The 25,592-nt window shown below is 41.6% G+C and carries 24 protein-coding genes; 10 read left to right on the forward strand and 14 right to left on the reverse strand.

The window, feature by feature from the left end; translation table 11 throughout:
- Together gltX and ACLL8Z_RS06065 are read left to right on the forward strand one after the other, a co-directional pair.
- Positions 1-1,159: glutamate--tRNA ligase (gene gltX, locus ACLL8Z_RS06060; RefSeq protein ID WP_411273871.1), on the forward strand; the 1,159-nt coding region annotated here is incomplete at its 5' end.
- 203 nt (positions 1,160-1,362) lie between these two features.
- Complete coding sequence (locus tag ACLL8Z_RS06065) at positions 1,363-2,214, forward strand: neutral zinc metallopeptidase (protein WP_411273872.1); 852 nt, start codon at positions 1,363-1,365, stop codon at positions 2,212-2,214.
- 111 nt (positions 2,215-2,325) lie between these two features.
- Here ACLL8Z_RS06065 and crcB read toward each other — a convergent pair whose 3' ends face one another.
- Genes crcB through ACLL8Z_RS06080 form a run of 3 tightly spaced genes read right to left on the reverse strand, consistent with a single transcriptional unit; the run spans position 2,326 to position 5,977 of the window.
- Complete coding sequence (crcB, locus tag ACLL8Z_RS06070; RefSeq protein WP_411273873.1) at positions 2,326-2,691, reverse strand: fluoride efflux transporter CrcB; 366 nt, start codon at positions 2,689-2,691, stop codon at positions 2,326-2,328.
- A 9-nt stretch (positions 2,692-2,700) separates the two neighbouring features.
- Complete coding sequence (locus ACLL8Z_RS06075) at positions 2,701-5,271, reverse strand: ABC transporter permease (RefSeq protein WP_411273874.1); 2,571 nt, start codon at positions 5,269-5,271, stop codon at positions 2,701-2,703.
- Complete coding sequence (locus ACLL8Z_RS06080) at positions 5,258-5,977, reverse strand: ABC transporter ATP-binding protein (RefSeq protein ID WP_411273912.1); 720 nt, start codon at positions 5,975-5,977, stop codon at positions 5,258-5,260. The genes ACLL8Z_RS06075 and ACLL8Z_RS06080 overlap by 14 nt, the downstream gene beginning before the upstream one ends.
- 206 nt (positions 5,978-6,183) lie before the next feature.
- On the opposite strand from ACLL8Z_RS06080, the gene ACLL8Z_RS06085 reads away from it, so the two are divergent.
- Complete coding sequence (locus tag ACLL8Z_RS06085; RefSeq protein WP_411273875.1) at positions 6,184-6,855, forward strand: arylesterase; 672 nt, start codon at positions 6,184-6,186, stop codon at positions 6,853-6,855.
- 60 nt (positions 6,856-6,915) lie between these two features.
- Here the strand turns inward: ACLL8Z_RS06085 and ACLL8Z_RS06090 are convergent, their stop codons facing one another.
- From ACLL8Z_RS06090 to ACLL8Z_RS06110, 5 genes are all read right to left on the reverse strand, one after another.
- Positions 6,916-8,244: a sensor histidine kinase gene (locus ACLL8Z_RS06090; protein WP_411273876.1), complete on the reverse strand. Its 1,329-nt coding sequence runs from the start codon at positions 8,242-8,244 to the stop codon at positions 6,916-6,918.
- Positions 8,244-8,921 carry a response regulator transcription factor gene (locus tag ACLL8Z_RS06095; protein ID WP_411273877.1) on the reverse strand — a complete coding sequence of 226 codons (678 nt, stop codon included), beginning with the start codon at positions 8,919-8,921 and terminating at the stop codon, positions 8,244-8,246. The genes ACLL8Z_RS06090 and ACLL8Z_RS06095 overlap by 1 nt, the downstream gene beginning before the upstream one ends.
- A gap of 62 nt (positions 8,922-8,983) precedes the next feature.
- Positions 8,984-9,337: a hypothetical protein gene (locus tag ACLL8Z_RS06100; protein WP_411273878.1), complete on the reverse strand. Its 354-nt coding sequence runs from the start codon at positions 9,335-9,337 to the stop codon at positions 8,984-8,986.
- 355 nt (positions 9,338-9,692) lie between these two features.
- On the reverse strand, positions 9,693-10,562 hold the full coding sequence (locus ACLL8Z_RS06105) for a YihY/virulence factor BrkB family protein (RefSeq protein WP_411273879.1): 870 nt from the start codon (positions 10,560-10,562) through the stop codon (positions 9,693-9,695).
- 164 nt (positions 10,563-10,726) lie between these two features.
- A complete protein-coding gene (locus ACLL8Z_RS06110; RefSeq protein ID WP_411273880.1) occupies positions 10,727-11,758 on the reverse strand; it encodes a glycerophosphodiester phosphodiesterase in 1,032 nt (343 codons plus the stop codon).
- A 246-nt stretch (positions 11,759-12,004) separates the two neighbouring features.
- Between ACLL8Z_RS06110 and ACLL8Z_RS06115 the strand changes: the two genes are divergently transcribed.
- On the forward strand, positions 12,005-12,607 hold the full coding sequence (locus ACLL8Z_RS06115) for an LEA type 2 family protein (RefSeq protein WP_411273881.1): 603 nt from the start codon (positions 12,005-12,007) through the stop codon (positions 12,605-12,607).
- 47 nt (positions 12,608-12,654) lie between these two features.
- On the opposite strand, the gene ACLL8Z_RS06120 is transcribed toward ACLL8Z_RS06115, so the two are convergent.
- The 3 genes from ACLL8Z_RS06120 to aspS form a co-directional block, all read right to left on the reverse strand.
- Positions 12,655-13,392, reverse strand: coding sequence for a copper homeostasis protein CutC (locus tag ACLL8Z_RS06120; protein WP_411273882.1), 738 nt, complete (start codon positions 13,390-13,392; stop codon positions 12,655-12,657).
- Positions 13,392-14,411 carry an isoaspartyl peptidase/L-asparaginase family protein gene (locus tag ACLL8Z_RS06125; protein ID WP_411273883.1) on the reverse strand — a complete coding sequence of 340 codons (1,020 nt, stop codon included), beginning with the start codon at positions 14,409-14,411 and terminating at the stop codon, positions 13,392-13,394. The genes ACLL8Z_RS06120 and ACLL8Z_RS06125 overlap by 1 nt, the downstream gene beginning before the upstream one ends.
- 137 nt (positions 14,412-14,548) lie before the next feature.
- A complete protein-coding gene (gene aspS / locus ACLL8Z_RS06130) occupies positions 14,549-16,315 on the reverse strand; it encodes an aspartate--tRNA ligase (protein ID WP_411273884.1) in 1,767 nt (588 codons plus the stop codon).
- Positions 16,316-16,745: 430 nt separating this feature from the next.
- On the opposite strand from aspS, the gene ACLL8Z_RS06135 reads away from it, so the two are divergent.
- From ACLL8Z_RS06135 to ACLL8Z_RS06150, 4 genes are all read left to right on the forward strand, one after another.
- Positions 16,746-19,112 carry a TonB-dependent receptor gene (locus ACLL8Z_RS06135; RefSeq protein WP_411273885.1) on the forward strand — a complete coding sequence of 789 codons (2,367 nt, stop codon included), beginning with the start codon at positions 16,746-16,748 and terminating at the stop codon, positions 19,110-19,112.
- A gap of 43 nt (positions 19,113-19,155) precedes the next feature.
- The gene (locus ACLL8Z_RS06140; protein WP_411273886.1) at positions 19,156-19,791 is read left to right on the forward strand and encodes a thiamine phosphate synthase; all 636 of its coding nucleotides are present in this window, start codon (positions 19,156-19,158) and stop codon (positions 19,789-19,791) included.
- Positions 19,792-19,891: 100 nt separating this feature from the next.
- Entirely contained in the window at positions 19,892-20,458 is a 567-nt protein-coding gene (locus ACLL8Z_RS06145) for a thiamine pyrophosphokinase (protein WP_411273887.1), read from the forward strand.
- Positions 20,458-20,949, forward strand: a complete 492-nt coding sequence (locus ACLL8Z_RS06150) for a GNAT family N-acetyltransferase (RefSeq protein WP_411273888.1) — start codon at positions 20,458-20,460, stop codon at positions 20,947-20,949. The genes ACLL8Z_RS06145 and ACLL8Z_RS06150 overlap by 1 nt, the downstream gene beginning before the upstream one ends.
- A gap of 118 nt (positions 20,950-21,067) precedes the next feature.
- Here the strand turns inward: ACLL8Z_RS06150 and ACLL8Z_RS06155 are convergent, their stop codons facing one another.
- Positions 21,068-22,375 carry a M20/M25/M40 family metallo-hydrolase gene (locus ACLL8Z_RS06155; protein WP_411273889.1) on the reverse strand — a complete coding sequence of 436 codons (1,308 nt, stop codon included), beginning with the start codon at positions 22,373-22,375 and terminating at the stop codon, positions 21,068-21,070.
- 267 nt (positions 22,376-22,642) lie between these two features.
- On the reverse strand, positions 22,643-23,761 hold the full coding sequence (locus ACLL8Z_RS06160) for a DUF4407 domain-containing protein (RefSeq protein WP_411273890.1): 1,119 nt from the start codon (positions 23,759-23,761) through the stop codon (positions 22,643-22,645).
- Between the two features lie 143 nt (positions 23,762-23,904).
- Here ACLL8Z_RS06160 and ACLL8Z_RS06165 point away from each other — a divergent pair, with 143 nt between their 5' ends.
- Both ACLL8Z_RS06165 and ACLL8Z_RS06170 read left to right on the forward strand, forming a co-directional pair.
- Complete coding sequence (locus ACLL8Z_RS06165; RefSeq protein ID WP_411273891.1) at positions 23,905-24,219, forward strand: rhodanese-like domain-containing protein; 315 nt, start codon at positions 23,905-23,907, stop codon at positions 24,217-24,219.
- Between the two features lies 1 nt (position 24,220).
- A complete protein-coding gene (locus ACLL8Z_RS06170) occupies positions 24,221-24,409 on the forward strand; it encodes a DUF6358 family protein (RefSeq protein ID WP_411273892.1) in 189 nt (62 codons plus the stop codon).
- A 152-nt stretch (positions 24,410-24,561) separates the two neighbouring features.
- On the opposite strand, the gene ACLL8Z_RS06175 is transcribed toward ACLL8Z_RS06170, so the two are convergent.
- Entirely contained in the window at positions 24,562-25,575 is a 1,014-nt protein-coding gene (locus ACLL8Z_RS06175) for a dipeptide epimerase (protein ID WP_411273893.1), read from the reverse strand.
- Positions 25,576-25,592 lie beyond the last annotated feature (17 nt).

The raw sequence follows: 25,592 nt of genomic DNA on the forward strand, positions 1-25,592 counted from the left end.
TCCAAACTTCCGCTATGGCCATGAAAATCGTATGCAGTTGCGCAATTCTTTGAGCCTTTCTGAAGTAGAAACCATACAACTCATCGATCAGGGGGTACCGCACGTTGTGAGAATAAAAGTGTTGCCAGGCGAAACTGTAAATTTGAACGATTTGATACGCGGGCATGTAAGCTTTGAGACCGACTTGGTTGATGATAAGGTACTGTTAAAAGCAGATGGTATGCCAACGTACCACTTGGCCGTGGTAGTCGACGATTACCTAATGAAGATAAGTCATGCATTTCGGGGTGAAGAATGGCTTCCTTCGGCACCTGTACACATCCTTTTATGGGAATATCTCGGCTGGAAGGATGACATGCCAGAATGGGTGCATTTACCCCTGATCTTAAAACCTGATGGAAATGGAAAATTGAGTAAACGGGATGGCGACAGGCTGGGCTTTCCGGTGTATGCAATGAACTGGACCGATCCTAAAACAGGCGAAACTACCAGGGGATTCCGTGAAATGGGATTTCTTCCAGAGGCTTTTGTAAACATGCTCGCCCTGCTTGGCTGGAATGATGGAACAGAGCAGGAAATATTCAGTATTGAAGAACTGATTGAAAAATTCAGTATCGACAGGGTAAGTAAATCGGGTGCTAAATTTGATATCGAAAAAGCAAAATGGTTTAGCCACGAATACATAAAAAGGGCAGAAATTTCAAGTATCCGGTATCATATATTAGACGGATTAGAAAAAAGAGGAGTAAAAATTAAGAGCGAAGAATATGTAGATCAGGTGATTACTTTGGTAAAGGAGCGCATGACTTATTTGCAGGATTTTTGGGAGCAAGCATCCTTTTTCTTCCAGACTCCTGAACAATATGACCTTGAATCAGTAAAACCGAAATGGACCGAGGTCAAAACTGAGTATTTTAACAAACTAATAGCCCGGCTTAATTCAATTAACGAAGATCAATGGAATACCACAGACCTTGAAGCCACATTTAAAAGCCAGGCAGAAGAAAGCAGCCTTAAAATAGGTGAAGTAATGCTTCCATTCCGAATTATGCTGGTGGGGGGCAAATTTGGACCAGGGGTTTTCGATATTGCAGAATTGTTGGGTAGAGAAGAGACGAATAACAGGATTGGTAGAGCTTTGAACGCCTTCAATAATTAAAGTCAGGAGCTAAAATGTCTTGGTTCGGCTAATGCATGGTGTAATGTAAATAAAAATCGCATCAGGTAAGTGAAGGTTCTTACTATTATAATCCGCGGAAAAATCGTCTTTCAATGCAAAGATAAATAGTGGATTTTTGCGATTATTCTTTGCTTAAAACAATGGTTCACCATGTTTGTTAAACCAACACTAAATTTACTTATATGAAATGGTTAGGCAGACGCGGAAGCGGTAATATTGATGACAGACGCGGAATGGGTGGCGGCGGAATGGCGCTTGGTGGGGGCGGTATTCTGGTTTTAATATTAGGGTTAATATTTGGTCAGGATGCAACTCAACTTTTAAGTCAGCTTCCCCTGGGGGAATCTTCACAACAGGAAGGTAAATCTGGCTCACCTTCAGATGATGCCGGCAAATTTGCTGATGTAGTTCTGGCGGATACAGATGCACTTTGGACAACAATTTTTCAGGAAAAAGGAAGTAGTTATGAAAGGCCCACGATCGTGCTTTTTGATAATTCAGTGAGCTCTGCATGTGGTTCTGCAAGTTCTGCAACAGGGCCCTTCTATTGCCCAACCGATAAAAAGATCTATCTCGACCTAACTTTCCAGCAAGAATTGAAAGATCGCTTTGGAGCGGGTGGAGACTTTCCAATGGCCTATGTGATAGCCCATGAAGTTGGTCATCACGTGCAGAATTTACTAGGTACCTCGAATAAGGTGCAACAAATGCGCGGACAAGTTAGCGAAACAGAATATAACCGCCTTTCTGTTAAATTAGAACTACAAGCTGATTTCTATGCGGGAATTTACGCTAATTACATAAAAGGTCTGCAGCAAGATGGTGAAAGTGTACTTGAAGATGGTGATATTGAAGAGGCATTAGCTGCAGCAAGTGCCATTGGCGATGACAGAATTCAAAAACAATCTCAAGGACATGTAGTGCCAGACTCATTTACACACGGTACTTCTGCACAGCGTATGAAATGGTTTAAAAGGGGTTATGAAACCGGAGACATTAATCAGGGGGACACTTTTTCAAGTAGCGAGTTGTAAAGGGAGCCAACCTGCCTGCGTGCCGGCAGGGAGCCAGGATCCAAAAACCAGGACTTTATGGTCGGAAAGGGATGAGCTTCGAATAGTCTTGATTCCTGGCTCTTGAGTGGTTCAACTTACAACAAATATCCCTCCCCAGGTCGCTAGTAATCCTATTACAACACTGCACATAACATAAAGTAAGGCTGCACCGCTTTGCCCATCTCGCATCAACGAGATGGTTTCATAAGAAAAGGCTGAGAATGTTGTAAAGCCTCCCAGCACACCTGTTGCTAAAAACAGGCTCCATCCATTTGATAATCCGGACTTCTCTGCAATTCCATAAACGATTCCAATCATAAAACAGCCAACTATGTTCACAGTAAGCGTTCCGTACGGAAAACCATTGAACCCTTTACTGTAAATATATAAGGAGATAAGGTATCGGGAAATACCTCCAATAAAACTCCCTAGTCCTATAATTAATATTATTCTCATAAGAGGGCTTTAAACTTCACTTCTTAAAACTTCTAATGGCGGCTTGTCGAGTATGCCGCGACTATTAAACAAACCAATTAGAACCGTCAGCGACGAGATTAGAATAAACAAAAGCAATATGGGGAGCATTTGGGGAGTAAAGCTCGTTTCAAAACTAAATTTGGCCAAACCCCAGCTGGCAAGCAATGATAAAATAATTCCGGCTCCAGCAGCCAGTGCACCAAGGAAGAAATATTCCAGGGCGGTGATCACGAGGATCTGTTTGCGGCTTGCTCCAAGTGTTCTTAACAAAACGCTTTCGCGGATACGCTGATACTTACTGATCAAGACCGAGGCAATCAGCACTATTAAGCCGGTAACGATGCTAAATGCTGCCATAAACCTGATTACAAAACCCATCTTAGTCAGGATTTCATCCAGCACACTAAGAACAAGTCCCAGATCGATCATCGAAATATTAGGATAGGTCTTTACAACAGCACGCTGATAATTGGCGGAAATTTCATTAGAAGGAACGCGTGTCAATAAAACATGAAATTGAGGTGCATCCTCAAGCACACCTTTTGGAAATATTAGCAGGAAGTTGGTTTGGATACGGTTCCAGTCTACCTTCCTGATGCTACCCACAACAGTTTCAAGGGGTGCTCCCTGAACGTTGAAGGTTAACTTGTCACCAATTTCGACATCAATACGGCGGGCAAAGCCTTCTTCAAGCGAAACTTTTACCGCTTGGTCTGAACGAACAGTTCCGGTCCACTTTCCACTTACAATCTTTTCAGAATCACTAAGGCTGTCACGGTAAGTAACCCTGTATTCACGCTCTAAAGCCCGTCTTTTCCCCCAGGACAAAGTATCTTTTTTAAAACTCGCCGCATTTCTGCCTTTGATCGATACCATCCTCATATTCACGATGGGCACTTCCTGAATGACGGGCAAATTCATACTCCGGGTAAGATCAGTTATCGCTGCTCGCTGCTCGCTCTGGATATCAAATAAAACCATATTCGGCTGGTTCTTACTTGACGACATGGTAACACGATTAATCAGGATACCCTGAACAAAGAACAGGGTACAAATAAAGGCTGTCCCCAAACCAATAGAAACCACCAGGATCAGAGTTTGGTTGTTAGGACGGAAAAGATTTGAAAAGCCCTGACGCCACAGATAACTCCAGGATGAGGGAAAAAACTTTCTGGCCAGCCACATCATCGCGTAGGCTAAAGCTGACAACGTTAAGAAAGCGAAGAGCACGCCTCCTGTGAAATAAATTGTCTTTCTGACCGATCCCATTTGAAGGTATGTGAAAGCGAATACAAAAAGCACAATTAGTAAGTATACAAGCCACTTTACAGGATCTCTGAATAAAGATGTTTCCTGAAAAGATAGCCGAAGCGTATTAAGTGGAGAGATATTTCTAACCGATACAAGCGGCAACAGTGCGAATAAGATTGAGATAATCAGACCGAGCAATAGTCCCTGGGCAATGGCATACCATGAAACATCCACAGTGATGGCTACGGGTAGGAAGTCTTTGAGGACCACTGGTAAAAATTGTTGGATCAATGTGCCCAGAATAGCACCCATAACCGATCCGATTAATCCGATTCCAACGATTTGAATAAGATAAATGATAAATGCCTGCTTTGAACTTGCCCCTAAACAACGAAGCACTGCAATGGTATTAATTTTTTCGCGAATATAAATATGTATAGCACTTGCAACGCCAATACAACCCAGCAATAGAGCAACAAAGCCAACTAGTGCCAGAAATTCGGTCATATCTTCAAAAGAACGACCTGTATCTTCTTTACGGGATTCAATAGTCTCTGCATCCATTTCCGCTTTATCGAGACGCGGCTTCAGCTTTTCGGCCAGCACATCCACATCGATATTTTTTCCAAATGTATAATAGTAGTTGTAATTTATTCGACTGCCTTTTTGGGATAATCCCGTCTTTTCCAGATACTTGAGCGGGATATAAACTACCGGAGCTACCGAAGCAGAAAAACCTGTTTGCCCCGGGGCTTTATTAAGCACACCAGCTATCATAAACGATACCTCTCCAACTTTGACCGAATCACCAACCTTTGAATCAAACTGCAACATCAATGTTTTATCAACAAGCGCATGCTGACTGTCTCTGAATGAACGGCCTGCACTGGCAGGAGTAGTCTCGATTACGCCGTAATAAGGATAGGCTCCTTGTAATGCCTTCACATTGACCAGGCGGGTTCCTTCGCTCTTTGGGAAATAAATCATTGAAGCAAAAGTCCGTTCTTCAGAACGCTCATCGCCCAATGCAATTAACACGGGTAAAATATCCTTCGGTACCACTTTATTAGTTTCAATAACCATATCAGCTCCGAGAAGACTTTTCGCCTGCGAATCAATATCCTGACGAAGATTATGTTCAAAAGAATAAATTGCCACGAGTGCTGCTATTCCCAGAATGATGGAAGAAATGAAAAGGAACAAACGTGACCGGTTCCGTCTGCTATCTCTCCATGCCATCAGGATAAGCCAGTTGAAATTGAATGCAGGCTTTATAATACCGTTTTGTTCAATCTTAATGGCCGGCATAATTCGTCTTGTCAAATACGTCAGCAGCCGTAAGTTCGTCAGAAATAAGCATCCCACCCTTAACGCGGATGATCCGCTGGGTTTTAGATGCTAGTTCAAGATCATGAGTAACTAAGACCAGGGTAGTTCGAGCTTCTTTATTAAGGTCAAAAATTAACTTCACCACCTTCTCACTTGTTTCAGCGTCGAGATTTCCAGTGGGTTCATCAGCAAAAAGTATCCTTGGAGAATTGGAAAATGCCCTTGCAAGAGAAACCCGTTGTTGCTCACCTCCAGAGAGCTGGCTTGGGTAATGATGGCCACGATCAGCCAGCCCAACTTTATCCAATAGATCGGCTGCTCGTGATCGTATATTTTTCTCCCCCCGAAGCTCCAATGGTACCATCACATTCTCGATGGCTGTGAGCGTTGGGAGCAATTGAAAGTTCTGGAAAATAAAGCCGACGTGTTGATTTCTTACAGCCGCTCGTTGATCTTCACTTAAATTATCAAGTCTGATATGATTTAATTCGACAATACCGGAACTTGAACGATCTAAACCGGCACAAAGCCCCAATAACGTAGTTTTACCGCTCCCTGAGGGGCCCACTATCGCAAGTGTTGATCCTGCTTCAAGTTCGAAGCTTATATTGTCGAGTACAGTTAAGCTGCTTCCACCACTCTGATATGTTTTGGTAAGGTTCTGGATGTTCAGGATTATATCCACTAGTATTGTTTTTTGATGATATGCTATTGCATTTTTTTGCAAAATAATGAATTTGAAAACAGTGGGAGTGTGAGTATTGTAAAAATTACGCCCTTTTGATGAAGCCATTCGCTAGATGTTACAGAACAGTCATGAGGCCTGAGTGTAAGTCAGAGTATAAATGGTTTGGATAAGAAATAGTAATTTTGCATCACTAAATAACGGCAATGCTAAAAAACATTTTATATCTGGCTGTATCACTTTGTATTCTTAGTTCGTGCGGTGGGACTACCAGTCAAAAAGTCGAAATAACTACAAAAGATAGTTTGCCTACAGCGAGCAACACCCAGAAAAAAAACATCCTTTTCTTCGGTAATAGTTTAACTGCCGGTCTTGGCGTAGAGCCGGAGGAGGCGTTCCCCGCAATTATTGGAAGTAAGATTGACTCCCTGAATCTGCCTTACAATATTACCAATGCAGGCTTAAGCGGAGAAACCACAGCGGCCGGTAAAGCCCGTATAAACTGGGTTCTTAAACAAAAAGTTGATGTATTTGTGCTCGAACTCGGCGCTAATGATGGTTTACGCGGTATCCCTGTGTCAGAAACGGAAAAAAACCTGCAGGATATTGTGGATCAGGTTAAAGTGAAATATCCGGATGCTAAACTGGTTATGACCGGCATGCAGGTGCCTCCAAACATGGGCAATAAATATGCGTCCGATTTCAGGTTAATCTTTAAAAAGCTTGCAGATAAAAATAATATGGCTTTAGTCCCATTTCTCCTTGAAAACGTTGGAGGGGTTTCTAAACTTAATCAATCAGACGGAATACACCCCACTCCAGAAGGACATAAAATCCTGGCTGAGAATGTTTGGGCCGTCTTGAAAGATATCGTGTAAGCAAGAATGGGAACTATAAAAGTGAACACGGGCAGGGCCAACAGTCAGCAAGTTTGAAACCTATTGAATAAGTGGGCAGGGAAACCTAATGACAAATACTGTCCCTTCATTCACTTTCGAACGGAGTTCTAATGTTATACCATGGTATTCGGCGATACTTTTTACTATGGAAAGTCCAAGGCCATAACCCCCTGATTCTTCAGATTTATTCGCCTTCTTGAAACGATTGAATATTGTACTTATATCTTCATCTGGAATACCAATTCCCGTATCGCTTATCGTAATGGCACAAGAGCCATCTTTCAAAACCTCATCAGATATACTGATACTTCCGTTCGGTTTATTATAACGTATCGCGTTGTTGATGAGATTGTACATCAGTTGAAATATGAGATCTCTGTTGATTCCTTTGAGAACCACGTCCCCGGAAATATCCACTTGCATCTTAATTTCCTTTTCGCTGAGCCTATGACTGATCTCCTCTTGAATATCACCAAACAACTGCTTTAGTAAAACAGATTCATCTTTACTAAACTGGTCATTTTCTATTCTGGAAATCAGGAGAAGGGAATGTACAATGCGTTTAAGCCTGTTCAGTGTTCGATGCATTCCTATTAAGCGCTCCTGTACCATTTGGCCGACTTCCGGTTCTCCCATAAGATTCTCAATCTTGTTTTGGAGAATTCCTATTGGTGTCATTAGTTCATGCGAAGCATTCGCAGTGAATTCTCGTTCCTTTTCGAATGCTTCATGTATTTGCTGCATAAGATTAATGAGCGAGGTATCCAGAAAGCTAAAATCTGTTGTTGTTGTTTTTATGGGGATAGAGTTCTCGTTAAAAGGAAACTTTCGATTGCTGATCTTTGTACGAATTATCTTTCCTAATGGGCGCAATAAGAACCGCGTGTAAAATAGATCGATTATCAGAGTAAACAGGATGAGTACGAGGAGAACATAAGTAGCAATTTTTTGAAGCGGCCGGTTATACTGATCAATTGTTGCTATTGTCTTACCAACTTCCATCAAATATTTTTTTTCGCCCGCCTGAAAAGCATGTGTCAGAACGCGGTAGCTTAATGTATCTTCTTCTATTATTCTTTCATCTGTAAAAATCGTATCGATATCGATGCTCTTCTCAACAGGTTCAAGCGAGATGTATTCTTCTTTGAGCATGGTATAACTCCCATAACTATCTTCGCCCTTCAAATAGGTATTAACACCATTTTTGGAAACTATCTCCAGAACTTTTTCTTTCTGTTGACGCAGGTATGAATCTGTAAAATCACGTGCAATCCCTCCAGTGAGGTAAGGAAGGGCAAATAAAAAAAGCAAAACGACAGCAAGCTTCGATAATGTAACGAATAAAGTGAGCTTGCTTATAAGTTTCACTAGTGTTTCCTGATTTTATATCCCACTCCTCTCACGGTTTCAAGCCATTCTACCGGGCCGAAAACGCTTAATTTTTTACGAATGTTTTTTATATGCACATCAATATAATTAGAATCGTAATCATCATCAGCGAATGAGCCCCAAATATGTTCACTTAACTGCATGCGTGTTAGTACGCGGTTCTTATGGAGGAGAAGATAGCTTAGTAGATCAAATTCTTTTCGTGTGAGTTCAACTTCGCGCGTGGAATGGCACACGATTCTTTTCTGGAGGTCAACTGAAAATTCTCCTAAGCTGATCTCTTGTGTATTAAGATTAAACTTTCTCCTTGAGATTGCCTGCATTCTCGACTGAAGCTCTAATAAAGAAAATGGTTTTGGGAGATAATCATCTGCACCAAGGTCGAGTCCGATGATACGGTCTTCAATATTACCCCTCGCGGTAAGAATAATATAAGCCGCATCAGGATTTAGCTTTTTTGCTTCCTGCAGAACCTTTAATCCGTCAAGGTCCGGAAGTCCGAGATCTAGCAATATGAAATCGTAAGGGTTTATGCCGAGCAATTCAAGGCCTTTTCGCGCATTATGTGCCATGTCGCAGATATAGAAAGCCTTTTTTAAAAAGGCCTCAATTTCATAAGCCAGCGTCTTTTCATCTTCAATCAGGAGAACTTTCAAAGTCAGAATTGATATAATACACTCAAGTTAAAAAAGTATCCCCTATCGGCTAATGCCAGATATCAATTCCGCCTACCTTTTATCGGCGGCCTTTGAATCTTTATGCGATCTGTGACGGGTTTCGGTTTGAGTTTTGGTATTGATCGTGGAACTTCTTTAATTGCACGTTTTTGAGCCTCTTTCAACCTTTCTTCCAGATCTTGCTGTGAAGGCTTTTCTATCTCCTGCGGTTTATTTGAAGGTTTTTTCCTCGCTGCAGTGGTATCCTGATAGATTGGCAAAACGGCACTCTCCCACTCCCGTCTTAGGGGTTTATCTATATTTATACTAAGACTTGACGAAGCCAATAAAGTCAACGGCAATATAACAGACAGCACTGCGCCTAATGTTATTCTATAAATTAGTGAAAGTTTCATTCCATACAAAAATAGGGAAAGTTTGCCTCATAATAAGGGAAACAATCATAAAGGTTGTTAAGTTTACCGGATAAGATCGAAGCTGGAATTACCCTTGTTAAAACCATTTAGTATATCCCATTTATTAATATACGAGATATTGTTACAAATGTCATGCACGAACATGAAGTAAATGTGAAGTTTTCGAATTATTATCTAAGCGAATTGATATAATCGGCAATCCTAAGTCCATCCTCTCGTTTAACCTGTGGCATCGGCTGCATCCGCGTAGGATAATCTAACCCATTTCCTGAAATCATAGTAAAATTGCATGAAGTAGGGAAGTAACCAACTTATAAAACAGGCTCGTCTTAGACTATGTTTTAATTTCTAAAGTTTCGACCATGAAGGCTTCCTTAACAGGACGAATAGGCTTATCATAAACTTCACTCAGAACTTTCACAAAACACCCGCCGTAATAAAAGATAAGTGCAGAATAAAAAACAAATAACATTATTAGAACAGTAGAGCCTGAAGCACCATAGAGCAAACCAATATTACTTTGGATAAGGAGGAAACCCAAAATCCATTTTCCTATGGTAAATAGTATTGCTGTAAAACACCCGCCGCCCAGTGCTATCTTCCATTTAGGGCGTCCGACAGTAAGGAAACGGAAAAGACAAGCAAACCAGATGCTGACAAAAAGCACAAACACCAATTCATTAACAATCCTGTTTAGAAAATTTCCCCCACGACCCCATAGTTCATCAACATAATTACCTAAAATCGCTTGTAAACCCTCTAAAAATAAACCGGCAAAGAAGAGAATTCCCGCAATAAATATGACGACTAATGATCTTATTCTATATTTTAAACGAAAAACAAGACCTGAATGCGGACGAATCCGGATGTCCCATATCTGCCCTAAAGAGTTCTTTATTACGTCGAAAAGTGTCGTTGCTACGAACATTAAAAAAATAAATCCAAAAAATGTAACATACCATTCCTGACCCAGGCCGCTAACGGCATCTAATGTAGACCCAACTTGTTGTGCGCTTTTTGCTCCCAAAATGTGACCTAGCCGGTCAATGAGCTCTGAACTGAGCTCAGTTGGATCCACGAAGACCCTAAAAAACTGTGTAAAGATTATAAGAATCGGGGGCAAGGCAAAAGTTGTGAAGAAAGCAGTTGCCGCGGCCATACGTAAAGGATCATTTGCTTTAAGTAAACTTAAGGAGCGTCTCATGAGCCCAGCAAACGCCAGCAAGTTTTCACTCAAATTTTGTCCTTTTTTTAAGTTCTTAGCCAAGGTGCAAAGGTACAAAAATCTTTGCAGAGCATTATAAAAACGACAATTCCGATAGGTTACACATTACAAGCATGTGATCCGGGACCAGTGAAAGTTTTTGCCTATTTTTTAATCAGTTTAAGTAATAGCTCAGGTTCGTTGGTGGTAATGAAATCAATCCTTCGGTCGAGAAACCATCTCATCATTGCTTCGTCATTGACTGTCCACGCGTTGATAGTTAAACCTTTTTGTTGAGCTTCAGCAAACCATGCTTCGTTTTTCTGAAACACACTGAAATGATAGTCCAGACCCCAAAGCTTATCTGCTGCCAAAACAGATGGCGATTTATCACCGTTCAAGTAGGCAACTCTTGCGTAAGGATCCAGACGCTGTAATTCCCGGCAAATGTTATAATCGAAACTAATATAGTCGATCCAGGCTTGCGCTTTCAGATTTTTAACCATTTCAATCGTTCTTTGAGCTATCTGAAGAGCTCGCGTATTGTTTGTTGCCGGCTTTATCTCCAAAACTAGCTTAGTGTTGTTTTGATTAAGGCCAGCCCTAAGAAATGCTTCGAGGGTTGGCATGTTTTCGCCGCTTGATAATTTTAAATTACCCAGCTGACTGGCGCTGCATGTGGCAATAGTCAATCCCTGTATGGTTGGATCGTGATTTATTACCAAAACTGAATCAACTGACATATGTACATCGAATTCACTTGCCTGACATCCCATCCTAATAGCATGTTCAAGCGCAGCAATCGAATTCTCAGCTGCGCCCGTATTTTTCCAGGCGCCACGGTGGGCAATGACTTTATTAGTAATAAACTGATCATTAACAATCCTGAAGCTTTGGCTTACTTTAGTTGAACCGACTTTTGCTTGTATGTCCAGATCATACCACTTAAAATCCGGCTTTACGTATTTAACTTTTATTGATAATTTGTTGTCCGCTATAAAAAACTTCCTTGCGTCATTTCCCCGGACTTTGAAAAAGACCTTTTCACCAGAATTGGAATGCAAAGATCCTATCTCAGTTCTTCCGGAAGAAAAAGTATGATTGCTTAGTAGAATTGACATTTTATGCTGGGCGTAGGATCCTGCTGAAACAAGAAAACTTATTGTTATGAAGGCAAGAAGTTTACATAATTTCATGGGGGGATTTGGTTGCCTGCCGGCAGGCAGGTTGGTTAGTTGGTTAGTTGGTTAGTTGGTTAGTTGGTTAGTTGTTAGATTGACTTGCTTGGAAATATAAAGTTAATATCTAACGCGAATATTATATACTTAATTACAATGTTTAGATTTCACTATAGATATACAGAGTGCTTTATTTTTCAAACGCCATGTCTAACAACTAACACCCAGAAATAAGTTTGGCACGAATTCAGCGTTATGTACTGTATGAAAAAATTATCCCTCATTATATTGCTTACCGTTTTGTTTGCCGGATGCGGATTAAATAAGCAAGCTCGTCAGATCGAGGCGTTGGAAAAGTGTACTTACGAAATAAGTTCTGCTGATAGTATATACCTGGCGGGAAGAGATGTAAGCCAAATGGTCAAAAACCGTACTTTGGAGCTTCGAAATGTCCCAGAATTAGCTCTCGCGTTATTTAGAAAAAACATCCCTTTAAAGGCTCGGGTTAACCTTACGATAAATAACCCTACATCCGCCGAAGCATCCATCAATCAATTTGAATACATCGTATTGATTAAAAACCAGGAGATTGCTAATGGATTTGTAAATCAAAAAGTTAGTGTTGCGCCCGGGGGGTCTACAACTGTGCCGGTAAAAGTCAATTCAAACATATATTCTTTTATTTCTAACGGAAAAACGATGGAAGAGATCCTCGATTTTGTTCGGGGCGGAGAAAGTGGAGCTGCCGAACGCAAGGGTGTCGTAACTATCAAAATAAAACCTACCATTGATGTAGGGGGTAAACTGGTACAGTATCCCGGTTATATTACTATTGATAAGGAACTTAGTAGTAAAATACTTTTTTAGAGTAAGGAACAAGGAGCAAAGACTTGTTCGTGTAATTCTCTGTAATCTCAGTGGTTAACTCCCGCAGTGGCGGCGTTCAGGATTTGGCGCATTTCCCGCACTTTCAATACATCTGTCTGAAATAAATACGGCGTATCGAGGTTATTCGGATGGATCCCCGACACATGATCAATTTTTGTTTTAGCCGTAGTGTGGAATTCAAGCGCTCCGGTAGCTTTAATTTTGGACAAATTATTCGGAGTTATACCCGAGCCGGGCATCATGCAAATCCGCCCATTTGCATGATGAATTAATCGGCTTAATTCGGGAATCGCATCTTCTGCATTTTCCATACCGCCAGAGGTTAGGACTCGATGGAAACCCATTCTTATAATATCTTCCAAACCCTGTTTATGATCATTGCAGCGATCAAAAGCACGATGAAAAGTAATTTGCATGTCTCCAGAAAGTTTAACAAGTTCTGAACATCTTTCAATATCTACACTCCCATCTGGTAGCAAAATCCCGAAAACAATACCTTCGCAAGCCAGCTCCAGGCAGCATAGCACATCCTGCTTCATCACTTCAAATTCTTGATCAGTATATACAAAGTCCCCGCCCCTTGGCCTGATAATTGGAAATAAAGGAATGTTAAGTAGTGATTTGCATGTTTTGATCATACCAGACGAAGGTGTAGTGCCACCCTCATATAAATTATCGCAGAGCTCGACACGGTCGGCTCCGCCCTGTTGTGCTGCCAGGGCAGAACCTAAAGAGCCGGCACAAATCTCGAGGATATACTTCATTAATAATAGCTCTTTCCCATGATTAGTAGTTCCTGATTAGCGTCATCGCAGACGGCAAAACTAAAGCCTTTCTGGATAGCGTATGCGCCATATTTACCCTGCTTGTTAATCGCTAAAAATCCTACCTGAATAGCTTTTGCTGTCTCCGGTTTCTTTTTAATTATCCGCATCACAGCCTCTTTACACGCGTCTTCAGGGGCATATCCTTGACGCATGAGTTCTACCACAAGGAAGCTACCCACATTCCTTATCACTTCCTCGCCTACCCCTGTCGAAGTGGCAGCGCCAATCTCATTGTCCACAAATAATCCTGCTCCTATTATCGGTGAATCACCAACGCGGCCATGCATTTTAAAAGCCATCCCGCTGGTTGTGCATGCGCCTGAAAGGTTTCCCTTTGCGTCAATTGCCAACATTCCAATAGTATCGTGATTGAATTTATTTCCGGGCATCTTATCCGGGCGAAACGAATTTTCTATATTGATCTTCGGCGTATATTCAGATTTTTTAAGCCACTCTTTCCAATCTTTTTCAGATTGCGGTGTTAAAAGGTTTACTTCTTTAAAACCTTGCTGGAGTGCAAATTGCAAAGCGCCGTCCCCAACCAGCATCACATGCGGGGTTTTTTCCATAACCAGACGTGCAACAGAGATTGGGTGAAGGATGTTCTGCAAAGCCGCAACGCTCCCACAATTCCCTAATTCATCCATAATACATGCATCCAAAGTTACTATCCCGTCTCTGTCTGGAAATCCGCCCAAGCCTACACTTTGATTAATTGGATCTGCTTCGGGCACATGAACACCCTTTTCGACAGCATCCAGAGCACGACCGTTATTTTTTAGCACATTCCATGCAGCGGCATTCGCTGCTATACCAAAATCCCAGGTGGAGATAACAATCGGATTACCTAAACGAGGTGCAGAAAAGTGGTTATTTGTCCCGGCGTAAGAACTACCGGCCAGGAATGAAGCCCCCGCGAGCGATGAAGTTTTAAGAAATTTTCTGCGATTTACCATGATTAAAGGTAGCGAAATTGATCCAAGAACCAGGAACCAAGACTCAGGACGATTTAACTTTAATCCTTGAAGGGCTTCAACTAATCGTTATGCAGGCTGGATGGAAGTCTTGGTTCTTGGCTCTTGATTCTTGGTTCCTATATCGTTGTGCGGATCTTCAACTCCCTCAGCTGCTCTTCGGCAATTGTAGAAGGCGAATCGATCATCACATCGCGGCCGGAGTTATTTTTTGGGAAGGCAATTACATCGCGAATCGAATCTAATCCGGCGAAGATGGAAACCAGGCGGTCAAAACCAAATGCAATACCTCCGTGCGGTGGGGCACCATATTCAAAAGCATCCAGTAAGAAGCCGAATTGTTTTTGAGCTTCGTCCACACTAAAGCCCAGATGCTTGAACATTAAGGATTGGAGGGCGCGGTCGTGAATCCGGATAGATCCGCCGCCGATTTCAGTACCATTTATAACCATATCGTATGCATTCGCCCGAACCTCACCAGGCTTACTATCAAGCATCGCTATATCTTCAGGTTTGGGTGAAGTAAATGGATGGTGCATAGCATGGTAACGCTGAGTTTCCTCATCCCACTCTAACAAAGGAAAGTCTAGAACCCAAAGCGGAGAGAATACATTTTTATCTCTCAAGCCTAAGCGGTTTCCCATTTCCAGCCTTAGCTCGCTTAATTGCTTACGAACCTTATCCTTTACTCCAGCCATGATGAGAATTAAATCTCCGGGCTGTGAATCAAATGCAGCCGACCATCTTTTCAGCTCATCTTCGCTGTAGAACTTGTCGACGGAAGATTTCAAAATCTCATCAGCGTTACCTGCCTGTCCGGCAGGCAGGTGACGCATATAGATCAATCCGGTAGCGCCAATTTGAGGGCGTTTTATAAAATCAGTAAGCTCATCAAGCTGCTTCCGTGTATATTCTGCGCAATCTTTGGCTTTTATTCCGATAACCAATTCAGCATTATCGAATACAGAAAAATCTTTACCCTTAACAATATCATTCAGTTCAACGAACTGCATCTCAAATCTTGTATCTGGCTTATCCGATCCATACAGGCGCATCGCATCCGCGTATTGCATCCGCGGAACGTTGATTAAATCAACATTTTTGACGTTCTTAAACAATGTCCGAATCAACCCTTCAAAAACATTTAGAATATCTTCCTGCTCAATAAAAGCCATTTCGCAGTCGATCTGGGTAAATTCCGGCTGCCGATCGGCTCGCAGGTCTTCATCCCTGAAGCATTTAACTATCTGAAAATACCGATCGAAACCCGACACCATCAAAAGCTGCTTAAATGTTTGCGGCGATTGTGGTAAAGCATAAAATTCACCTGGGTTCATGCGGCTTGGTACCACGAAATCGCGTGCCCCCTCAGGCGTTGATTTAATAAGAACGGGTGTTTCTACCTCGATGAAGTCAAGCGCATCTAAATATTTCCGTACCTCCTGCGCCATTTTATGCCTCAGCACCAAATTATTTCTTACCGGATTACGGCGAAGATCAAGGTATCTGTATTTAGCCCTAAGGTCGTCACCTCCATCTGTTTCATCTTCAATAAGGAAAGGAGGAAGTTTAGCCGCATTTAAAAGTTCCATGTTCAAAACTTTTATCTCGACCTCACCGGTAGGCATTTTAAGATTTTTACTGGAACGCTCTATCACTTTTCCACTTACTTTGATAACAAATTCACGACCTAAATCGCGTGCCTGTGCCCTTAGGTCTGCGTTATCATCAGAATTAAACGTCAACTGCGTAATACCGTAACGATCACGCATATCAACAAAGGTCATACCCCCGAGGTCGCGTGATTTCTGCACCCAGCCGGTAAGCGTAACTTCTTTATTTAAATCGTTGATGGTTAATTCTCCGCAAGTATGTGTTCTGAGCATAAAATCCTTTAATGTCGCAAAAGTACGTTTTTTGAAAAGCTTGAGATACAATAAAATGCATTTTTATGCGGATTCTGATTAGAAGTCAGCTCTTTAAAGCAGCGTTAAAGTGACTTCACTTTGAAAAATAAGGCGACTACTGCCTAATAAAATATAAATTAATAATTTATTCATAGATTTGTCACATCAATAAGGGGTGCCTTGTTTGCGAAATCAAACACAAAAACAGGCTGAGATTAAACCCATCGATGAAGTTGTAGGTTATAAGTTGTAAGTCATAAGTATCCCCACGAAACTTATAACTTAAAACTTACCACTTATAACTTCAAAGAGCACCTGATCCGGATAATGCCGGCGTAGGGAGGTAAATGTTAAGGAACTGTATAGAACCCCACTATGCAGGATGTTTAACTTTTTTATTTTATTCATTTTGAAAAATTTATTAATCATCGCTGCGGCGATCCTGATGCCTTTCATGGCTTCAGCTCAATTTTCTATTAGCGGAAAAATCACGGACAAGCAAACGGGTGAGGCTCTAAGCCGGGCGGGTATCTATGTCGAAAACTCTTTCGTCTCTGCTCAGGCAAACCAGGCCGGGAACTACACCTTAAAGAATCTTAAATCAGGGCAATATATAATTCGGATAAGCTATCTGGGCTATCAAACCAAACAACAGAACATTACTGTCACCAGCAATTCCATGGTTAATTTCGAATTAAATCGCAATAGCTTGCTAGCAGATGAGGTATTAGTACGATCTACCCGGGCCACCGAAAACTCTGGTACAACCTATAGAAACGTTAGCAAAGAGGAGTTGGAAAAAAACAACCTTGGACAGGATTTTCCCTTCCTGTTGAATCAGACTCCATCCGTGGTTGTAAGCTCTGATGCCGGAAATGGAATTGGCTACACGGGAATTCGTATCCGCGGAAGCGACCCTACAAGGGTAAATGTGACGGTCAATGGAATCCCTTATAACGATTCAGAAAGCCAGGGCACCTATTGGGTAAACATGGCTGATTTTGCATCCTCTGTAGATAACATTCAGATCCAGCGGGGTGTAGGGACGTCGACGAATGGCGCCGGTGCGTTCGGTGGAAGCTTGAATATCCAAACTACAACACGGCGCGATTCCGCCTACGCCGAGCTGAATAATACATTCGGTTCTTATCAAACTTTGAAGAATACGGTTAATGTTGGAACCGGGACCATAAATAACAGGTTCAGCTTTGATGGGCGCTTGTCGCGGATCAAGTCAGACGGATATATTGATCGTGGCTCTTCTGATCTGAAATCATATTTTGTGACCGGTGCATATTTCGGCAAGAACAGCATCCTTCGTGCAAATGTATTCTCCGGAACCGAAAAGACTTATCAGTCATGGAATGGCGTCCCGGAAAAACTACTTAACAGTAACCGCACATTCAATAGCTTTACTTATGATGATCAAACAGATAACTACGTTCAGAATCATTACCAGTTACTGTACTCCAAAACAATTTCTTCTACATTTTCCGCAAATGCAGCGCTACATTATACCCGCGGTAAAGGCTATTATGAGGAATTTAAAGAACGCCAGAGTTTCGCCAAGTACGGCATATCTCCATACACTGTTGGAGGTACAACCATCTCTAAAAGTGATCTGATCAGACGTCGCTGGCTTGATAATGATTTTTACGGAATGACTTATTCATTCAACTACAATCCATCATCGACAATCAATTTTACTATTGGTGGAGCTTATAACGAATACGATGGCGATCATTTCGGTGAAGTTATCCGCGGACAATTTATCCCCATAAATTTAAGTCAACAACGATATTACCAGGGTAATGGGTATAAGAAGGACTTTAATACCTACGCTAAAGCGAATTATATGATTGGCAATTTTAACCTTTATGCAGATCTCCAATATCGGTCAGTCGGCTATAAGATCTCAGGTACAGATAAAAGCCGAATCTCTTTAGATCAGGATGATCAATTAAATTTTTTTAATCCCAAAATTGGTTTGAGTTACCAGCTTAACGAGGGAAGCAATGTTTACGCATCCCTCGCAGTTGCCAATAAAGAACCCAACCGCAAGGACTACGTGAATTCTACGCCAGCTACGCGGCCATCATCAGAAAATTTGGTGGACATCGAAGCCGGTTACCGGTTAGGCAAGGGTAATTTCTCTAGCGGACTAAATGTTTACGGGATGATATATAACGACCAGCTGGTGCTTACAGGTAAGATCAACGATGTGGGTGAGTATATTCGCCAGAATGTCAAGGATAGTTATCGGCTGGGTGTAGAGCTCGATAGCAGATTCCAGATCAACAGTCAGCTTGCATGGGGCATCACTGCATCCTTAAGTAACAATAAGATCAGAAACTTTAGTGAATTTGCTGATAATTACGACAATGGAGGTCAGATTCAAAATAATTACAGGAATGTTGATCTGGCCTTTTCACCCGAATTTATTGGTTCAAGCGAGTTAAGTCTCCGGCCTTTCAAGAGGACAGAAATTGCATTGCTTAGTAAATATGTTGGCGAACAGTATCTGGATAACACATCGAACTCAGCGAGGAAACTTGATGCATTCTTTGTAAACGATTTACGCGTGGGCTACAATACTTCGTTTAAAGGATTAAAGAATATCGGTCTTACCCTGCTGGTTAACAATGTATTTTCTGAAAAGTACGAATCAAACGGTTATACCTTCAGTTATCTGTCTGGTGGTTCATTCACGACTGAAAACTACTATTTTACTCAGGCACCGAGTAATTTTCTCCTTTCATTGGGTTTGAAGTTTTGAGTTTCCCGCTTTTTTCATCACCATAAAAAAAAACTATAAACAGATGAAAAAATATATCTCTAAATTCCATTATTTAACGCAGGACTTGCCGGATCGCAGCCACATTGAACAGACAGAAATTGCTTGTAAGGCCGGCGCAAACTGGATCCAATATCGATGCTTTAGTAAAAATGATGACGAACTTATTTCCGAGCTCAACCATGTCGCATCTATTTGCGACGATTGGGGAGCAACTCTGATCTTAACCGATCATTATCATTTACTTGATAAAGTGGATGCGCAGGGTGTGCACATCGAAGAAATGAATGCCGATTTTGAAGAAGTCCGCAACATTATTAGCGATGAAAAAACTCTGGGAGCATCTGCAAACTCAATCTCTGAAATTCGAAGGGCTTACACATCCGGTGTGGTAGATTATATTGGTTGCGGTCCTTTCGGTCATACAGATACCAAACCAAACGATTATCCTTTGTTAGGAATAGAAGGGTATAGGTATATTGCCGAAAAAATGCAGCAAGAACAAATTAATATTCCGGTTATGGCCGTTGGTGGTGTGACGATTTCGGATGTTGAAGCCCTTCTTTCTACTGGGATTTATGGAATAGCGGTTTCGGCTGCTGTTAATTTATCGGAAGACGCGGGAACTGCAATCAAGGGTTTTTACACGAGAATCTATTGAGAGCAAGGAAAGCAAAAGGGACAGCGACCTTAGTTCCTGGCTCACACCGCATTTCGTCTTTATTCCTTGTTCTTCGCTCTCATTTCCCTAAATTTGATTTATGTCTTCACATCATATCGTCCGAGAAAAACAAGAACCAGCATTGCTTATAATGAGCCTAGATGGATTTGCAAGCGAAAACCTCGGACAAATCCTGGAATGGAGCCCGACGGTTATTGTTAATGAGGAGATTTACGAACTTGCCGATTCACTTGCAATTAAGATAGATGGTGTCTTAACGGGTAATCCTCAGTTTCCAGCTCAGGAAAATACACGTATTATTTTAACAGCCACGGATGCATTAGAAGATTGTCTGAAATTTCTAGTGGGAGAAGGATACCCGGCTGTTAACATAATAACCAAAAATTTTGCCCTTAAAGATTTTGCCCTTTATGTGGAAGATATCGACCTTGTTGTTTTCGTTGGAGATCAAAAGATATTCCCTGTTCGTTCGGGTTTCAGCAAGTGGCAGCCTGCAGGTGAAGCCGTACAACTGCTCCACGAGGTCAATAACTTAAGCACAAGCGGACTCATTAAAAAAGAAGAACACATTCTGGAAACCGAAAAAGATGGTTTTTACTCCTTCACATTTGATCAACCATTTATATTTATTTCAGAGAAGATTTGATGGAAATAATTGAAGCTACAGAAGGAGATATTCCTGTAATTCATGAGCTTGCCGAGAAGATCTGGTGGCCCACCTACCGCCCCATTCTTTCGGAGGAACAAATCAGTTTCATGCTGAAGAATATGTATTCAGAAAGTGCCCTTAAAAAACAATTGAATGCGGGTGTTAAGTTCCTGCTGGTTAAAAGGGAAAGCGAAAATGTGGCTTTCGCGGGATATTCTTTAGAATACAGTCCATACAGTTCACTCAAGATTCATAAGATTTACGTTCTGCCTATGGAGCAGGGTAAAGGAACTGGGAAAGCTTTAATTGACTACATTTCTCAACTTGCAAGAGACGTGAACATTAAGGAGTTAGAATTGAATGTTAACCGGGCAAATCCTGCACTGCAATTCTATCAGAAGATAGGATTCGAGATTAAGGAAACCGTCGATATCCCATACCATCAGTTTGTGCTGAATGACTATGTAATGCGGAAAAAGTTTTTTTAACCGCAGAGCGCGCAGTGTTTTTCGCAAAGTGCGCAGAGAAAGAAATTTTACTCTCTGCGTACTCAGCGCCTGCCTGCCGGTAGGCAGGTTGTACTTTGCGCACTCCTCTGCGGTAAAATTATTGCCGTGGTTCCAGCTTTGGAATTCTCTTCGGTGTATCAATCCCCGCTACAATACTTCTTGCGCTTAACGCGATAGCCTTAATGGTGGACCAGATGTTCGCCGCATCCAGTGTTTCAAACTCATCATTTACTGTATGATAAAATTTATCGGAATCAATCTGATCAGTTGAAATTGTATGCGCTGGAACGCCCAAAGCTGCAAGTGTGGCATTATCACTTCGATAGAACAAGTTTTGGCTTGGATAGGGATCAGGATGGAACTTAAAGTCTGTACCTGTAAGATTCCTCTGTAGTATGTGGCCAAAATCAGAACGCTCGTAACCTGTTATAAAAGCAGCATTCTTACCAAATTTCGATTCTTTACCAATCATCTCTATATTGAACATCGCTACGACATCATCAGGATTCAGTTTAGAAGAGAAGTATTTTGCACCGAAACCTCCTATCTCTTCTGCGGTGAATGCGACGAAAATTAGTGTCCGTTCATTGTTTTTTAGCTCCTTATAGTATTTTGCGAGCGAGATAACTCCGGTAGTACCAGAAGCATCGTCGTCCGCTCCATTGGCGATGGAATCTCCATCAACGCTTTCTACAGTACCCAGATGATCATAATGGGCTGAAAACAAAACGAACTCCTTTTCTTTGGATTTGCCGGGGATCATACCTGCAACATTGAATAGAGCAAGGGATTCAACTTTGCTGTTTGCTTTTACACTAAAGCTATTCGCCTCCGTAACTCCCAGTACCAGAACTACACCAGCGCCATCCCCAGGTTTCTCAACTATGCGGCCTCGTTCAGCATTATCCTTCAAGCGTTTGAATATTGCTGAATGTGATTGATCAACAAGTACCAGAACCGGGGTTTTTGAGTTTAGAGCTGCACGATACTTTTGCGCGAACTGCTCACCTGCGCCAATCTTTAAAATACTGGCACCTGAAGAATTGCCCATTTCCAGAAGAGCCTTTTCAGACATTGCAATAATGTTTTCGGGATCGATGTTCTTTCCATCAATCATAACGCTTACTGAAGCGGGAGAAATGCGTGTAACGTTAAATTCCTGTCTGAAATCGTTCTCACCGTTTAGAGGCTTTAGGCCAATCTTTTTGAACTCAGCTTCGATAAAACTTGCTGCTTTGTCTATACCCGGTGTAAACGTACCACGTCCTTCCATGTCGTCGGCAGACAAAATTTTGATAATTCGAGTTACATCGTCTTGCTGGACAAGCTGGTCAGGTCTTTGAACTGTACATGAGTTTAGGAAGAGTATGGCTGCAAGGCCTGCTTGTATTTTATTGATCTTCATTATTTTATTTTAGATAATAACCAGTTATTTCTGAACTGAATTGACTCGCGTTTTTAACGGAAATCACTGATCAGGAGTTATTTCCTGAAAATTAAAAATGTTAACGAATATTGAATCCCGTCTTAAGCAGTCACATTAAACATTGCCAGGATACACGATGGTTACAAGATGAAAGATATCATTACAGAATAATTGGAGAGTGCAGATAGCTAATGAGAGATTAGTAAATGAGCAAATGAGTGGCAGTCTTGATTTCCACAATTTACGTCAGTCCCAGTCGTATCTCTCCAAATCTCTCTGCGAGCTCCGGGAAACGATTTGCTTTTGTTTATCAATTTCAGTGAATATCCGGGTATCCTGCACTCCGTCAGTAACTGCAAAATCCTCATCTTTAGTTTTTTCAGATTTGTAAATGTAAGTTTCGTCAACGTTTTGGAGCGCGTAATCGTATGGCCCCTTGTTACTCATTAGCTTTACAAACACAGGCAGACATTCGAACAATATAAACAGGAAACCGATAAAAGAAATGGCAAGGTAATTATCCAGGTCTCGGGTTCCGTCCTCCCGAAAGCTTAGTTGCCCGAGCGCCCAATTACGGTCGGCAAACCCTGCAACGCTCGCAAGGCTATCAAGTTGCTTTCCGCTAAACATCCGCTGATCAGAAAGACCATCAAGATCTTTTCGCCGGGCAAAGAAAGTTTCCATTCCTGCCAGTTCCGTTCGGAGGGTTTGAAGCCTTTGTTCTTTTTGTACAACAAGCGATTCTTTCTGCTTCGCATATGTACCATATCCGGTTATACCAGATGTCTGATTCGTTTTATCACCAAAAACCTCTTGATTTAAAATGTATCTCGACCGGTTGATATCCTTTTCAAGGGAGTCTTTCTCGAGTTTGAAATCAGCTGTTTTCTGAAGCTCAGAAACGTATTTGTTTGCAAAGGTCTTGTTCAGGGTATCGATTTTGGAACGCTGTCCATTCAAATAGCTAGTCTTTAACTTTTGCCGAATCTCTTTATCGAAGATCTTCAGCTCCAGTGGTCGCGAGATTACTATTCCGATCATGATGGCTAGCAAAATCCTCGGTGTCGCTTGCAGTATCTGCTGGTTAGTGGTGCCGCTTTTACTTATGCTGGAGACAATATAACGGTCCATATTGAAAATGGCCAGGCCCCAGATTATCCCAAAAAGGAAGGCGAACATCACTGCAAGAGTATTACCCGCAAAAACAAAGTACATGGCATATCCACCAGAAAGTGAAGCAAAAAGAGCTGTGAAGAAAATAGTCGCGCCGATACCAACATATTTATTATGCTCAGTAGGGTACCTTTTTAAGGTATCAACGTGCGCCCCCGAACAGAACCAGAAAAAATCAGTGATTTTCTTCATCTACTAATCAAAATATTTAATTAAACGCCCGCTTTATCAACATGTTACATCCCGGTCATTTTATTTAATGCAACACAGTATCGCCCCATTAGTTTAGTAAATATTTAGGAAATGCCTATCTTTGCACAACAAATATAACAGAGATGAAGGAAGTTACAGTACAGGAATTGAAGCAAAAGATCGACAATCAGGAAGACTTTCAACTTATTGATGTGCGGGAGACTTTTGAATATGAAATGTCAAATATTGAAGGTGAGAATATTCCCCTTGCCGGCATCGTCATTGAAGCTTCCAAAATCAGCAAAGACAAACCTGTTATTATGCAATGCCGCAGTGGAGCAAGAAGTGCCGCAGCAGTAATGCAACTGGAACAATTAGGCTACACTAATCTATATAATCTTAAAGGCGGAATCCTTGCATGGGCTGCAGAATATGAGCCTGACATGAGGGTTTACTAATATGTTCAAAAAAATCCTTCTTAACATCTTTCTTAATATTGCCCTTATTGTACTCGTACTTTGTATGGTATGGTCGGTAAAAAACGGCTTTTATCTGTATGCCATTGCTGCGACCCCGCCGTTCGCTATGCTGATATTTTTGAAAGTCAGGCTTGCAAAAAGTGTAAGAGATATGACAAAAGGAAAATAAAAGGACATCCTAAATCGGTTTTCAGACGCAGAAAACTAGAATTTCTCATGTTGATGGTTTAAATAGCGGTGCCCTACATAATACTCCATTTACGGACCCCGAAGTGCTTAGACTGCAATTTTATAGCACTTGGCTTTTAGCGAGAGCGATTCTTAACCGAGCCTGATCCCCAGTCCGGGATCGTCATTCAATACCCACTTGCCATCTTTAAAATCAGGGTCGTCAAAAGGATTATTACTTGTTAGGAAAGGGCCGTCAAGATCTGCCCAGTCGCAAAGAGGAGCTAATGCGGCAGCAGCCAATGTTGCGCAACTCGTTTCACTCATACAACCGATCATCACTTTCATGCCTAGCTCTTTAGCTTTCTTTATCATGCGGTAACCTTCGTGCATTCCGCCACTCTTCATAAGCTTCACGTTAATTGCATGATAAACTCCACTAGCTTTCTCAACATCGGCGAATCGCTGCACCGATTCATCGCCGACAATAGCAATAGGGCTTCTTTCCGTTATCCATGCATTTGAATCAGGGTCGTCTTTAGCCATGGGTTGCTCAATCAGAACTACTCCCTGTTCATGCAGCCAGTTAACCATGTCCAGACCATGTTGTTTATCGGACCAGCCCTGATTAGCATCAACGAATAATGGCTTGTCTGTGGCGGACCTGATTGTATTGATCAACTCTTTATCATTATCCCGCCCGAGTTTCACTTTTATGATGTGGCAATGTTCCCCTTCCTTTATTTTCTGTATTAAAACCTCAGGTGTGTCGATACCAAGAGTGTATGACGTTTCCGGCATTTTCGATGGATCGGTTCCAAAGAATTTATAACATGCCTTGTTTTCAATTTTTCCTTTAAGATCGTGCAACGCAATATCGATAGCAGCTTTAATATTGGGGTTCCCGGGTGCAATATTATCAAGATATGCCACTACTTCATCGAAATCAACTGGTGTTTTCAACCAGGAAAGGTCAACTTTCGACATAAATGCATTAGCCGTCTCCATGTTCTCGCCCATGTATGGCACCATTGAAGCCTCGCCAAAACCTGTAAATCCATCATGACTTATCTCCATAAGCACAATTGGAGTTGATGTTCGCGAGAATTTCGCAATGGTGAAAGGGTGCTTTAAGGCTAGCTCAAAAAGCTTATAGCTGATCTTCATAATTAGGATAAATAGAC

This window comes from Daejeonella sp., assembly GCF_046590655.1.
Taxonomy (GTDB): Bacteria; Bacteroidota; Bacteroidia; order Sphingobacteriales; family Sphingobacteriaceae; genus Daejeonella.

What these genes read in the sequence shown, in the direction of transcription:
- ACLL8Z_RS06065 (WP_411273872.1), top strand. Translation starts at nt 1,363, where the DNA reads ATGAAATGGTTAGGCAGACGCGGAAGCGGTAATATTGATGACAGACGC.
- crcB (WP_411273873.1), bottom strand. Translation starts at nt 2,691, where the DNA reads ATGAGAATAATATTAATTATAGGACTAGGGAGTTTTATTGGAGGTATT.
- ACLL8Z_RS06075 (WP_411273874.1), bottom strand. Translation starts at nt 5,271, where the DNA reads ATGCCGGCCATTAAGATTGAACAAAACGGTATTATAAAGCCTGCATTC.
- ACLL8Z_RS06085 (WP_411273875.1), top strand. Translation starts at nt 6,184, where the DNA reads ATGCTAAAAAACATTTTATATCTGGCTGTATCACTTTGTATTCTTAGT.
- ACLL8Z_RS06100 (WP_411273878.1), bottom strand. Translation starts at nt 9,337, where the DNA reads ATGAAACTTTCACTAATTTATAGAATAACATTAGGCGCAGTGCTGTCT.
- ACLL8Z_RS06105 (WP_411273879.1), bottom strand. Translation starts at nt 10,562, where the DNA reads ATGAGACGCTCCTTAAGTTTACTTAAAGCAAATGATCCTTTACGTATG.
- ACLL8Z_RS06110 (WP_411273880.1), bottom strand. Translation starts at nt 11,758, where the DNA reads ATGAAATTATGTAAACTTCTTGCCTTCATAACAATAAGTTTTCTTGTT.
- ACLL8Z_RS06115 (WP_411273881.1), top strand. Translation starts at nt 12,005, where the DNA reads ATGAAAAAATTATCCCTCATTATATTGCTTACCGTTTTGTTTGCCGGA.
- ACLL8Z_RS06120 (WP_411273882.1), bottom strand. Translation starts at nt 13,392, where the DNA reads ATGAAGTATATCCTCGAGATTTGTGCCGGCTCTTTAGGTTCTGCCCTG.
- ACLL8Z_RS06125 (WP_411273883.1), bottom strand. Translation starts at nt 14,411, where the DNA reads ATGGTAAATCGCAGAAAATTTCTTAAAACTTCATCGCTCGCGGGGGCT.
- aspS (WP_411273884.1), bottom strand. Translation starts at nt 16,315, where the DNA reads ATGCTCAGAACACATACTTGCGGAGAATTAACCATCAACGATTTAAAT.
- ACLL8Z_RS06140 (WP_411273886.1), top strand. Translation starts at nt 19,156, where the DNA reads ATGAAAAAATATATCTCTAAATTCCATTATTTAACGCAGGACTTGCCG.
- ACLL8Z_RS06145 (WP_411273887.1), top strand. Translation starts at nt 19,892, where the DNA reads ATGTCTTCACATCATATCGTCCGAGAAAAACAAGAACCAGCATTGCTT.
- ACLL8Z_RS06150 (WP_411273888.1), top strand. Translation starts at nt 20,458, where the DNA reads ATGGAAATAATTGAAGCTACAGAAGGAGATATTCCTGTAATTCATGAG.
- ACLL8Z_RS06155 (WP_411273889.1), bottom strand. Translation starts at nt 22,375, where the DNA reads ATGAAGATCAATAAAATACAAGCAGGCCTTGCAGCCATACTCTTCCTA.
- ACLL8Z_RS06160 (WP_411273890.1), bottom strand. Translation starts at nt 23,761, where the DNA reads ATGAAGAAAATCACTGATTTTTTCTGGTTCTGTTCGGGGGCGCACGTT.
- ACLL8Z_RS06165 (WP_411273891.1), top strand. Translation starts at nt 23,905, where the DNA reads ATGAAGGAAGTTACAGTACAGGAATTGAAGCAAAAGATCGACAATCAG.
- ACLL8Z_RS06170 (WP_411273892.1), top strand. Translation starts at nt 24,221, where the DNA reads ATGTTCAAAAAAATCCTTCTTAACATCTTTCTTAATATTGCCCTTATT.
- ACLL8Z_RS06175 (WP_411273893.1), bottom strand. Translation starts at nt 25,575, where the DNA reads ATGAAGATCAGCTATAAGCTTTTTGAGCTAGCCTTAAAGCACCCTTTC.